Source organism: Sphaerochaeta sp. S2, from assembly GCF_016406725.1.
GTDB lineage: Bacteria > Spirochaetota > Spirochaetia > Sphaerochaetales > Sphaerochaetaceae > Sphaerochaeta.
On the sequence record NZ_JAEKNT010000031.1, the window covers coordinates 1 to 11,720 of the forward strand.

Genomic DNA, 11,720 nt, shown 5'->3' on the forward strand with positions numbered 1-11,720 from the left:
GAGCAGTTCAGCCTGTTTTTTGGGTAGGTTCCAATCCCACTTTTCACATGCAATGGCACTCTTACGGAGATTCAGAGCCCTCCGGTTATAGCCCAATCCTTTCCAGTGGTACAACAACTCATCTAACGCCACCTCTGCCAAGTCCTTGAGAGTGGGCCACAGGGAGAGAAACAACTCATACTTGGGAATGACACGAATGGTTTGGGTCTGTTGCAGCATCACCTCGGAAAGCAGGATCCGATAGGGGTCGCTGGTCTCTCTCCAGACGAACGCTCGTCCATGGTTTTCATAGAAACCAAGGATTGTCTGTACGAATGCCTCATACCCCTCGGGACTTTGGCTGAAAGGTAGGCTCAGATAGTTTGCTGCTTCTTCCATTGAGAGTGTAGGAAAATCAATCATTTCTTGTCGCCGAAATTCTCCGGAAGGACAAAGTCACCCTTGTGATAGTTCTCATGGGCTTCCTTCTCCTGTGCTTCGTTGATGTGCTCTGCGGTGGGATGCTCTCCCCTCTTGAGCTTATCCTGCTTTCTTAGATAACGCTCCAGGGCTTTTTGCTTTGCCGTCTCCCGCTGATAGCTCTTACCACTGCTTATCAGGATGGCAACTGGCCTGAGACTCTTGATATTTGCACAGAGAATCTGCAACACACTGGTCAGGGGTACAGAGATAAACATCCCGGGAAGTCCCCAGATAAAGCCCCAGAGAGAAAGTGAGACAAGAATAACAAAGGGCGATAGATTGAGTTGACCGCCTTGTAGGCGGGGGTCAATGATGTTCCCCAGAATCATCTGGGTGCTTATTGCAAGGATCGCCACATAAAAGACATTGGTCCAATCGGGAGCAAACTGGATCAGGGACATAAAGATGACAATGGTTGTCACGATAACTGAACCAATGGAAGGTATGAAGTTGAAAAAGAAGGCCAAGACTCCCCAGAGAATGGGAAGGTCCAGTCCAGTAACCACTGCGGTGAGAAAGAAAAGTGCACCGGTACATAGGCTGATCACGACTTTCAACAACAGATACTTGGAGGTCTGGCGGGTAATGCGTTCAAACATGACAGCAACTTTCATGCCCTTGCTTCTAGGAATGGCTGCCAGCAACTTGGGAATTACACTTTGCCGTTCCAGCAACAGGAAAAGCACAAAAATATAGACCAACAATGCAACCTTGGTAATCGAAAGGAACTTGTTGCTGATGGAGGTTAGGCTGCTGATGGCAATATTCGACCAGTTCACGGGCAGTATGGATAGGAAGGAAGCCCCTTCAGGAAGATCAATAAAGGAACTTGCCCTGCTGGTGAGCAGTCGGTCCAGTGAGACCACTTTCTCTACATAGAATGGTACCAGGTCCACCAAGGTATCGACTGTTATGATGACAAACCAACCAGCAGCAAGAAAAAGAAAGAGCAATAGAGCCATAACAAATATGACTGAGATGATTTTTGGTACGTGGAGTCTATCGAGCCTACGAAGTAATGGGCTGAATAACAGATAACAGAAAAACGATAGAACGAGGGGAATCATCACGTCTTTCGACATCTTTAAAGCAGCAAATACTGCCAATGTTACAATGACTCCAAGGAATATTTGGATGTACTTATTTCCTGAGAACGGTTTTTCTGTCATAGGACAACTATAGACTAGCTTGGAAAAACCTGCAATATCTGTTATTACTGGTTCTATGGACCAACAAACCAATTTGGATAGGATTCAAATCGTACTGGTTGATACACAGGATGGAGCCAATATTGGCTCAACCTGTCGAGCCATGAAGACCATGGGCATTACCCATCTGGTCCTTGTGAGTGATCGTGAATACGATGAGAACCGTGTAAGAACGCTTGCATTACATGCCAGCGATGTCTGGGAGCAAGCAGAGCGATTCTCTTCACTCAAGGAGGCACTTTCCGGAAGTGTGCTCAGTGTTGCTGCTACAAGAAGAAGAGGAAAGTTTCGTAAGCATAGCTCGCTCAACCCCACCCAATTGGCTGAGGTGGTACAGAAGACCGGTGACGGTCTTATCTCAATCGTCTTCGGACGAGAGTCCGACGGACTTACTGATGATGAGGTGGCAATGTGCAGTCAGGTGGTAACCATACCAACCAGCGACCAGTTCCCCTCTCTCAATCTATCTCAAGCGGTCCAAATCATCACCTACTGTCTTTACGATACCATCAAGACATACCCTGAGGGAGCAAACCCAGTAACACAAGGCCGTTGCGAGGAGGCCGCGCTTAAAGCGTGTGATGCGCTCGATGAGATTGGGTACTTCAAACTAGGCCAGGAGAAACTCTGGACCTTCCGCTTCCTTCGCGATGTATTTGTACGTTCTGCTCTCACCGAGAGCGAAATCCAGAAGATGGAAAAAGTCTTTGTTAAATCAGCCAGGATCAAGGCCCATAAGAACAAGGAGCAAGATGACTGATTCCTTTTTTGACCCAATGCCTCGGGTGGTTGCCCACCGAGGGGATAGTGCACACTTCCCAGAGAACACACTCAGTGCCTTCTTGAGTGCATGTACATTGGGTGTTGATGTCATCGAGACCGATGTACATCTGAGTAAGGACGGCCAGCTTGTCATCTGGCATGATGAGACATTGGACCGCAATACCGATGGTTCCGGCCGAGTGGAAGATCATACCCTAGCTGAACTGAAAACCTACGATGCAGGATATACATTCACTCCAGACAACGGAGAAACGTTTCCCTTCAGGGGGAAAGGTGTGCAACTGTGTACATTGAGAGAGGCCTTGGAGGCGTGTCCAAGCCAGCGATTCAATATTGACCTAAAAAGCAAGGATCCAGCCATCGTCGACACATTCATCGAAGTGATCCACTCAGTGCAGGCCACAAAGCGTATCGTTGCTGCTTCTTTTCACCTCTCAAATCTCAAACTACTGAGGAAGAAAGCTCCCGATATACTGACAAGTGTTACCACCCTTGAGGTGGTACCCCTCTTGGCACTCCAGAAGCTCCACTTACTCTCTGGGAAAAAGCACTCCATTATTTTTCAGGTTCCCACCCGTCAGTGGGGCATCGAGGTGGTCACTCCTTCTTTTATACAAACCATGCATAACAGGGGGAGCATCATTCAAGTCTGGACCATCAATGAGGAAGCTGAAATGAAGCGTCTCTACCAGATGGGAGTAGATTCTGTAATGACCGATAAACCAGCTTTAGCCATCAAGGTTGCTAAAGAGCTGGGACTACGATAAGCAAGCAAAAAAACAACAATAAAGAGAGGTATCTTTTGGAAGCTTCCAAAGTCTACTACACAAACTTACGCTGCGATAATGGCGACTCCCGCTTACATAAGCTCACCAGGCTGATCAAGCAAGCAGGAATTGGGACCATCGACTTCAAGAACAAGTTTACTGCCATCAAGATTCATTTCGGAGAACCGGGCAATTTGGCTTTCCTGAGACCAAACTATGCCGCCACAGTGGTTGATCTGGTCAAGGAGTTGGGAGGAAGGCCATTCCTTACCGATTGCAACACCCTCTATGTTGGGGGTAGAAAGCATGCACTTGATCATATGGAGAGTGCCTATAAAAACGGGTTTATACCCTATGCTACCGGATGCCATATCATCATTGGTGATGGACTGAAGGGAACAGATGAGACATTGGTCCCCGTTCCTGGAGGGGAGTATGTCAAGGAAGCAAAGGTAGGACGTGCCTTGATGGACGCCGATATCCTTATCAGCCTCGCCCACTTCAAGGGTCATGAGGCCACCGGTTTTGGTGGTGCCCTCAAGAATATCGGAATGGGCGGAGGTTCCCGTGCAGGGAAGATGGAGATGCACTGTGATGGAAAACCACAGGTTGACCAGAGTCTTTGCATCGGTTGTGGTGCCTGTATCGATATCTGTGCCCACGATGCTCCGCAAATCACCGATGGCCTTTCCTGGATAGACCAAGACAAGTGTGTTGGTTGTGGGCGTTGTATTGCGGTCTGCCCAACTGATGCAATCTCAAACAATGACAGTAGCTCCAATGACAAGTTGAACTGCAAGATTGCTGAGTACACCCATGCAATCTGTCATGGAAGACCAACTTTTCATATCAATATCGTAACCGAGGTCTCACCGAACTGTGACTGCCATGGAGAAAATGATCTGGCCATAGTACCGGATGTAGGATTTTTCGCATCCTTCGACCCTATTGCATTGGATAAGGCATGTGCGGATGCAGTGAACAAGCAACCGTTCATCCCTTCCTCTGCCCTTGGAGAGAGAGAACACTGTCATCATGACCATTTTACTGACACCCACCCTACCACTAGCTGGAAAGTGGCCCTGGAGCATGGGGAGAAACTGGGGTTGGGAACGATGGAGTATGAGTTATTTGAGGTGAAGTAACCACACAAGAAGCTAGGTATTCAGGCTGAGTCTATATCTCGGCCTGTTTTTTTAAAAACTATTCTTGCGGTACTTTTCTTAAAATGGGTGCATGAATCCAATTTAGGAATTAAAATGAATCATCAGAGGATGGTCCGGATAATCAATCATGGAAATCTTCACTGTAAATGTTGGTGGCTATGCAACGAAAAACCGTGCTCTCAATACCATGAAATTCCTGAATATCGGAGCAAAGGTCCTCATCCTTATCGGTGATATAGTCACACTTTCTGGAAGCAATATATCTATAGAGACTGAAATTGGCATGACAGTTTTTGCCATTACCCCCTCTATCAGATTTTAATTAGCTTTCTAAGTTATTCTGCTAGTATCTCAACGGATAATTCGTATCATGATATTTCCTTCTTCAGAATTAGAAAAAGTATATGATTAGCAGACTTTCTAAAAACCCATTTCATATGCAATTTGTGCATAAATAGGATACTTTTTACATATATGCAATAACAAATCGCTCATAGCTATGGTATACTATGACTATCTGTATATATTTATCACTATTAATGGAGAAACCAATGAAAAAACGTATTGCATTAATCTTAGCCGTTTTGATACTTGCGACTATTCAGTTGTTTGCTCAAACCAACAAAGTGTCCGTTGGAGGATTTTATTCCTTTGAAACTATTGACTCAATTACTATTGATAGTACTGAGATTGCAACTGATGCAAAAGCAAACACTCTCGGTGGCTATATAAAAGGAACTTCCTTCTTATCCCCAACAAGTTCATTAGGTATCAACTATATGGCAAGGTTTGGGAAAGTCACTTCAATGGAAATAGGAGGAACCTCTGTCGATACATCTGAGGACCCCATCGGATGGGACTTCATGCTTGGCCTCGTTATCCAACAACCATTGGAAATGGGCTCCTTTTTCGAATTGGGGGGAGGCATAGTGATGAGCCTTGATTCCGAAACAGATAACTCTGGATCCATTCCAGTAGAAACCACACTTACCTTGTTCTCCTTGTCATTATTGGCTGAAATCAACTACTCGTTAGATCCATCAACATATTTGAATATTGGTGTTCAAGGTCTTATTCCTCTCTTTGGAACGATTGAAGGTAGTAGTGGGGGTATTACAATGTCCTATGATTATTCAATAGATGGCTTCACATTGAGTCCCTATGTAGGGGTTTCTGTTGCCTACTAGATCTTATCATCCTGAAAAAAACAGGCCCGATACCTTCATGGTTTCGGGCCTGTTTTCTTGGTTCACTCGATCTTCTTTACGAGAGCATATTCTCTACTGAAAGATTATCACCCTCAATATCCTTGAAGTATTTGTAGGTATTCAGCTTCAATTCCCCACAGGCTGCTTCATCACAGACGATGACTGCCTTCGGGTGTAGTTGGAGAGCACTACAGGTCCAGTTCTGGCTTACCCCACCCTCAATGGTTGCCTGCAATGCACGTGCTTTTGCATGGCCGTTTACCAGGATGATGACTTCCTTGCTGTCTGTTACGGTCTTCACTCCAACGGTAAGAGCTTGGGATGGTACCTTGCTCATGTCGTTGTCAAAGAATCTGCTGTTCATCACCTTGGTATCGTAGGTGAGTGATTTAATTCTGGTCTTGCTGGAGAGGGAAGAGAATGGCTCGTTGAATGCAATATGGCCATCAGAACCTATGCCACCCAGAAAAAGCTCAATCCCACCGAATGCAGCAATTGCATCCTCGTAGGCAGCACACTCCGCCTCCAGATCTTTTGCATTTCCGTCAAGGATGTGGACATTCTCTTTCTTGATGTCGATATGGTTGAAGAAGTTTTTCCACATGAATGTGTAGTAACTCTGCTCATGGTCTTTTGGAAGACCAACATATTCGTCCATGTTGAAGGTGACGACGTTGGCAAATGAGACATACCCTTCCCTATTCAGCCTGATCAACTCAGCATAAGTTCCAAGCGGAGAAGATCCGGTTGGCAGTCCCAGTACGAAAGGACGGTTCTCATTTGGCTCGAACTCCCTGATTCTGCTTGCAATATACCGGGCAGCCCAGAGAGAAAGATTCTCATAATCGTTTTGGATGATGACTCGCATTGTGCTCTCCTTGTCACTCCATCATAAACGGAAAGACAGTATGAGACAACTATCAGAAGGCTTCCTTGATGATTCCCCCGGCGAGGATTCTCTCCCCTTCATAGAGCACCAGTGACTGTCCAACAGTCGCAGCCTTTACAGAGTCCGAGAACACAGCTGTAATGGTACCGTCATCATTCATGTGGGCTCTGGCTTCTGTGGGGTACCCTGTGGAGCGGATCTTCGCCTGCACCTCCACTTCTCCCTCCAAGGAAGGCTTGCTGCTCCACACAACGTCATCAGCTGTTACGGTACTCTGTAGAGTCTCCTCTACATAGCCGACTACCACTTCATTTTTTTGTGCGTCAAGCTGCAATACATAGAGTGGCCGTTCAGCCGCTATACCCAACCCCTTTCTCTGTCCAATGGTGTAGTGCCAGATCCCGTCATGGGTTCCAAGAATCTTTCCATCCTGGGTGACAATATTTCCCCGCTTGTTCTCCACTTCCAGAAGATCGGTATAATCCCCATCATAGAAATCCTGACTCTCTTCCTGGTAGACCTTATGGAATCCCTGCTCCACATCAATGGTGCGGGCTTCTTCCTTGGTCATGGAACCGAGGGGAAACAGCGTGACAGCGAGTTGAGCTTGGCTAAGACGATAGAGGAAGTAAGACTGGTCTTTCTTAAGATCAACAGCCCTGGTTATCGCATAGCGACCGTTTTTTTCTGTAATGCGGGCATAGTGTCCGGTGGCAAACTTGTCAAAGACAAGGCCGCTTTCCTTGGCATAATCCACCATGGCCCCGAACTTGATCTTGGCATTACACCAAACACAGGGGTTCGGTGTACGCCCATCCATGTATTCATCCTTGAAGTTTGCAAGCACGACTTCCTCAAATTGATCACTCAACTCAAGTACATGATGTTCTATACCTATCTTCTCACAGATTCGTTTGATTGCCTTGATATCTTCGCTCTTGTCGGGAGCGAAACAACTGGTTGAACCGAGGGGACGAGCCAAGTGGGCACGTTTGTTCCATATGGTCATAGTGACCCCTGTAACCTCATGTCCCTGCTGCTTCAGCAGATATGCTGCAACGGAAGAATCTATTCCTCCACTCATTCCTACCAGTACCTTCATCGTCCCTCCGAAAATTAATCAGACCATATAATAGAACGAAACCGCCCTGGAATCCAAGGCGGTTTCTTCAAGCGAGAGTGACGGGACTCGAACCCGCGATCTACGGCGTGACAGGCCGTCGCGATAACCAGCTTCGCTACACCCTCATAGCAAGAGTGAAACTACACTATCCCTGTATTTTTGTCAACATAGCTAAAAAAGATTTTCCCATTTTTCGCTAAAATCACCAAGAATTGTATAGTCATCTCCTAAAGCAAAAAAGAATCCTTCGCTCACCAGAGATGAACAAAGGATTCTTGCTAGCGAGAGTGACGGGACTCGAACCCGCGATCTACGGCGTGACAGGCCGTCGCGATAACCAGCTTCGCTACACCCTCAAAAAGCACTCTTGGAAACTACACGATAGAAAGGCTTTTGTCAACATGCTACGCTGTTGCCAATAAAGAAACCCTTGCGTATACTTCCCGCAAGGAGAAGATACCCATGCAAGAATCCATCATGCTGTTCTTTTTGAATATTGAGAACCCCGTTCTCGACTTCTTGGGCAACCTCGCCTCACTCTTGGGTGAGCAGACCTTCGTCATTGCCGTTATCCTCTATATCTTCTGGAATCATGACAAGAAGAAAGGGTTCGGCCTCTACTCATCAATTCTACTCTCGGTACTCGCGATGGGTATACTGAAAGCCACGGTCAAGGCACCACGTCCGTTCCAGGTATTGGAATCGATCCAAGGCAAAAGACTGGAGACTGCAACTGGATACTCATTCCCCAGCGGACATACGACAACCGGGGCAGCCTTCTATACAGCACTCGCACTCACCTTCCGAAAGCGTAAACTCAGTATTTTCTGTGCAATCATGATGACCCTTGTAGGATTGAGCAGGCTATACCTTGGGGTGCACTGGCCGATCGACGTATTCGCCGGACTCTTACTAGGTGTATCCATCAGCTTTGCCTTCTACCATTACCTGGACTTCATCTATGATGATGAGAAACGACGTATGAGATACCTGATCATCCTAGGAACGATCTTTGCCATAAGCGGAGCGGTAATCAGTATCCTGCTCAATTTCTTTTCCGCTGATGAGACGGCATTCAATGACCTGATGAAGATCCTCGCTCTCGGTGGTGGAGGCTATCTTGGCTTCGCCCTCGAGAACAAGAAGGTTCAATTCTTGACCGAAGGAACATTAGGAAAGAAGATTGGCCGGTATCTAATCGGCTTGGTTGTTGTGCTTCTGATCATGGGCTCCAAGGTAATCATCCCAGAGTCAATGTATGCAATTGGAGGCTTCGTACGATACAGCCTCGTAGGGCTCTGGGCAACCGGCCTCTATCCGCTTATAGGAAAAAATCTGCGTCTTTTCTCTGGTGCTCAATAACCTTCGGCTCAATACCCTTGGTGATCAGGAACCGGCGAAGATCGAGCAGCTCATTCAAATGCCCCTGGCAGAGCCGATACATGATCTTCCCACACATGATTGCATCATCAAGGGCATAGTGAGCCTGATACTCCATATCGAAGTAATCAACCAGATAGGAGAGTTTATAACTATGCATCTTTGGCCAGAGCTTGCGTGCAATGATCAGGGTGCATAGGTAGCTCATCTCCCTTGCCTCCAGGTCATATGCCTCAAATGCAGCTTTCATCACTCCCATGTCAAAGACTGCATTGTGAGCAACAAGGATATCACGACCGATGAATGAACGCATATGCTCCCAGATCTTGTCGAACTCAGGGGCAGCAAGACACTCATCACTGGAGAGTTTATGCACTGCTGTCATCCCTGGATCAAAATACGGATGCTTGGGACGGATCAATGAATAATACGTCTCAAGCAAGGTACCTTCTTCATCGAACCGGGCAAGTGCTACTGAACAAGCTCCACCGGGGTAGCTGTTCGCCGTCTCGAAATCTAATGCTACATAGTTCACGATTGTTTTCCCAACATGATGGAGAGAATCGTCTTATCCGTTTCTTCCATCCCTTCATGACTGATTCTGGAGAGAAAATCCATACTCTCCATACTCGACTTTCCAACGATTCCGCTCTCACTTCCTGGGGAAAGACCGCGGAATGCAAGTTTGCAGGCAAGGTTTGCCGCTTCCACACAACTGTAGATCTTCAGGGCACAGGTGGACTTTGCCCCATCACAGATAATCCCTGTAAGATTTCCGACCATGGTGTTGAAAGCACGGTCCATCTCTTCCAGATTCCCTCCCAGCAGATACACCAATCCACAAGCTGTACCAATGGAGGCCGTGAAGGCTCCACAGAGAGCACTCAGCCGGTCTTTCCTGGCAGTCAAGCCCAATCCTATCAGCTGACTAAGCAATAAAGCCCTTCCAAGCTGTTCATCATCTTTCTTTAAATATGCTGCAACTACCGCGATGGGGACGGTCAAGGTAATTCCCTGGTTCCCACTGCCACTATTGATAATCACCGGCAACGGACATCCAGCCATTCTTGCATCACTGGCAGCAGCAGCCATGGCTGAGCCCAAGCTGAACGCCTCTGATAGGCTGCTTGGTTCTTTCCCTATCGGCTCAGCAGCAATCCTTCCTACCGAGAGGCCATACTCCTCATCGAGAGCATGTCGTGCAATGGCGAGGTTGGTCTCTTTTGCATCCAGAACCAGGTCGATCGCCTCCTGGGGTGCCTGCTCTACCCACGAGAGTAAATCAGCAAGACTCGCAGAACCGAGGAATTGCTCATCCTCCACTTCAAGTTCTGTACCACAGGCATCAACTGCGAGTTCACGTAAAACGGTAGTATTGTGTTGCAGGTAACTGAACCGGTCATGCTCCCCACTGATGGTGGCAATGGCAAGATCATCTCCCGCTTTTGCAGTAACCTTGATATACAAGGAAGGGACACCGCTTTCAATAACAAGAGAGACGGGAATTGCTGAAGCCTTCTCTATCTGTTCTTCACCAAGACTACTGAGAATGCTCAACCCCTTCTCACTGTCTCCCCCACTTGCTCCAAGGGCAACTGCTGCCTGAATCCCCTTCAAGGAGCAATTTGGGATGCCGACACCCATCGCATTCTTGACCATATCCCTACTGGTACAGATCTCCAAAGAGGTAGGTACCAGTCCTAATAGTTCCGCAGCCTTTGCACCAGCCAAAGCTGAGGCTGCGGGTTCAGTGCATCCCATTGCGGGACGCAACTCTTTTCGCAATATTTTGAGGTATTTATCCATATATGTACTATATCACTGCTCAGATACTCATTCCAACCCAAAAAAAACGAAATATTCCGTCATCTGGGAACATCAGCAATAAACAGCATTCCCTCCACTTGCAGGGTATAGGAGCCAAGAGAGGCTGCTACCACATGACAACTCCCTTTCTGCAACGTTCGCTTCTCCTTTTCAGAGATAAACTGGGCATTTCCCTCACCAACAAACAGTAACTCGATACTTCTGCGGTCGGTAATCTCATAGGTTCCGCTGGGAAGGACCATCAAGTGGAACTCCTCGGTAGGAGTGAGAAGATGCATTCTCCCTGAGATCCCACGCAACATCTGTACCTTCTGGACTTCTTTTCCCTTGATCTCTGTGACCTTCATCAATTCCTTGACATCCACCTTCTTGTTGGTAAGCCCTCCACGAAGTACATTGTCCGATGCACTCATAAGCTCAATGCCATTGCCCATAACATAGGCATGCAAGGTCCCCGGTGAGAGATAAAGAGCTTCTCCCTTTTCAAGGTGTTTTACGTTCAGCAAGAATGGGCAAAACAGTCCCGGGTCATGGGGATAGGAAACATAGCTTGCAAGAACGATTCCCTTGCTCTCAAGAAAACGTCCATCAGCTGTACTGGTGGGCAGCTCTTCATGGGCCTTCAAGGAGGCTACATACTCGTCAATAAGGGAGGACAAGGACTCCGTGTTCATGGTGTACAGTTGCTTGAACAACCGTGCAAGCTTCTCATCATCATCAACCCCTGATTCATCAAGATAAGAGAAATGTTTCACATATCCCTCAGGAAGCAGGAGCTTCAATACAGGAACAATCTGATCAAGGGGACGAAACCCACACATTGCGGTAATCGGGGTAAGTGCATAGATGACTTCCGCCTTACGATTGGGGTCTTTGTAGTTCCAGAGTTCCTGGGGAAGTCGTTTAC

General features: G+C 47.2%; 12 protein-coding genes, 2 tRNA genes and 1 pseudogene. 6 read left to right on the forward strand and 9 right to left on the reverse strand.

The features are described from left to right. A pseudogene (locus JF818_RS00705) lies at window positions 1–402 on the reverse strand (DNA repair protein); the annotation flags it as partial. Further along, a complete protein-coding gene (locus JF818_RS00710) occupies window positions 399–1,631 on the reverse strand; it encodes an AI-2E family transporter (protein WP_198890081.1) in 1,233 nt (410 codons plus the stop codon). The pseudogene JF818_RS00705 and the gene JF818_RS00710, both read right to left, overlap by 4 nt. 55 nt (window positions 1,632–1,686) lie before the next feature. Between JF818_RS00710 and JF818_RS00715 the strand changes: the two genes are divergently transcribed. From JF818_RS00715 to JF818_RS00735, 5 genes are all read left to right on the forward strand, one after another. Beyond that, entirely contained in the window at window positions 1,687–2,430 is a 744-nt protein-coding gene (locus JF818_RS00715; protein ID WP_198890082.1) for an RNA methyltransferase, read from the forward strand. After that, on the forward strand, window positions 2,423–3,220 hold the full coding sequence (locus JF818_RS00720) for a glycerophosphodiester phosphodiesterase (RefSeq protein WP_198890083.1): 798 nt from the start codon (window positions 2,423–2,425) through the stop codon (window positions 3,218–3,220). Before JF818_RS00715 ends, JF818_RS00720 begins: the two co-directional genes overlap by 8 nt. A 35-nt stretch (window positions 3,221–3,255) precedes the next feature. Continuing rightward, window positions 3,256–4,365, forward strand: a complete 1,110-nt coding sequence (locus tag JF818_RS00725; RefSeq protein ID WP_198890084.1) for a DUF362 domain-containing protein — start codon at window positions 3,256–3,258, stop codon at window positions 4,363–4,365. Window positions 4,366–4,513: 148 nt separating this feature from the next. After that, window positions 4,514–4,708, forward strand: coding sequence for a hypothetical protein (locus JF818_RS00730; RefSeq protein ID WP_198890085.1), 195 nt, complete (start codon window positions 4,514–4,516; stop codon window positions 4,706–4,708). Window positions 4,709–4,937: 229 nt separating this feature from the next. Continuing rightward, window positions 4,938–5,573, forward strand: coding sequence for a hypothetical protein (locus JF818_RS00735; protein WP_198890086.1), 636 nt, complete (start codon window positions 4,938–4,940; stop codon window positions 5,571–5,573). Between the two features lie 76 nt (window positions 5,574–5,649). On the opposite strand, the gene nagB is transcribed toward JF818_RS00735, so the two are convergent. The 4 genes from nagB to JF818_RS00755 all read right to left on the reverse strand — a co-directional run bounded on the left by nagB (window position 5,650) and on the right by JF818_RS00755 (window position 7,962). Continuing rightward, window positions 5,650–6,462, reverse strand: a complete 813-nt coding sequence (gene nagB, locus JF818_RS00740; RefSeq protein ID WP_198890087.1) for a glucosamine-6-phosphate deaminase — start codon at window positions 6,460–6,462, stop codon at window positions 5,650–5,652. A 52-nt stretch (window positions 6,463–6,514) separates the two neighbouring features. Further along, window positions 6,515–7,585: a tRNA 2-thiouridine(34) synthase MnmA gene (mnmA, locus tag JF818_RS00745; RefSeq protein WP_198890088.1), complete on the reverse strand. Its 1,071-nt coding sequence runs from the start codon at window positions 7,583–7,585 to the stop codon at window positions 6,515–6,517. A 72-nt stretch (window positions 7,586–7,657) separates the two neighbouring features. Next, a tRNA-Asp gene (locus JF818_RS00750) sits at window positions 7,658–7,731 on the reverse strand. Between the two features lie 157 nt (window positions 7,732–7,888). After that, window positions 7,889–7,962: transfer RNA gene (locus JF818_RS00755), tRNA-Asp, on the reverse strand. A 106-nt stretch (window positions 7,963–8,068) separates the two neighbouring features. Between JF818_RS00755 and JF818_RS00760 the strand changes: the two genes are divergently transcribed. Then, window positions 8,069–8,968 (forward strand): phosphatase PAP2 family protein, encoded by a 900-nt coding sequence (locus JF818_RS00760; protein ID WP_198890089.1) that lies wholly within the window; start codon window positions 8,069–8,071, stop codon window positions 8,966–8,968. Here the strand turns inward: JF818_RS00760 and JF818_RS00765 are convergent. The 3 genes from JF818_RS00765 to manA all read right to left on the reverse strand — a co-directional run. Beyond that, window positions 8,928–9,521, reverse strand: coding sequence for a 3'-5' exonuclease (locus JF818_RS00765; protein ID WP_198890090.1), 594 nt, complete (start codon window positions 9,519–9,521; stop codon window positions 8,928–8,930). The two genes, JF818_RS00760 and JF818_RS00765, sit on opposite strands and share 41 nt — an antisense overlap. Then, a complete protein-coding gene (locus JF818_RS00770) occupies window positions 9,518–10,792 on the reverse strand; it encodes a serine dehydratase subunit alpha family protein (RefSeq protein WP_198890091.1) in 1,275 nt (424 codons plus the stop codon). Before JF818_RS00770 ends, JF818_RS00765 begins: the two co-directional genes overlap by 4 nt. A gap of 59 nt (window positions 10,793–10,851) precedes the next feature. Continuing rightward, window positions 10,852–11,720, reverse strand: an 869-nt coding sequence (gene manA / locus JF818_RS00775; protein WP_198890092.1) for a mannose-6-phosphate isomerase, class I, incomplete at its 5' end; no start/stop codon positions are given.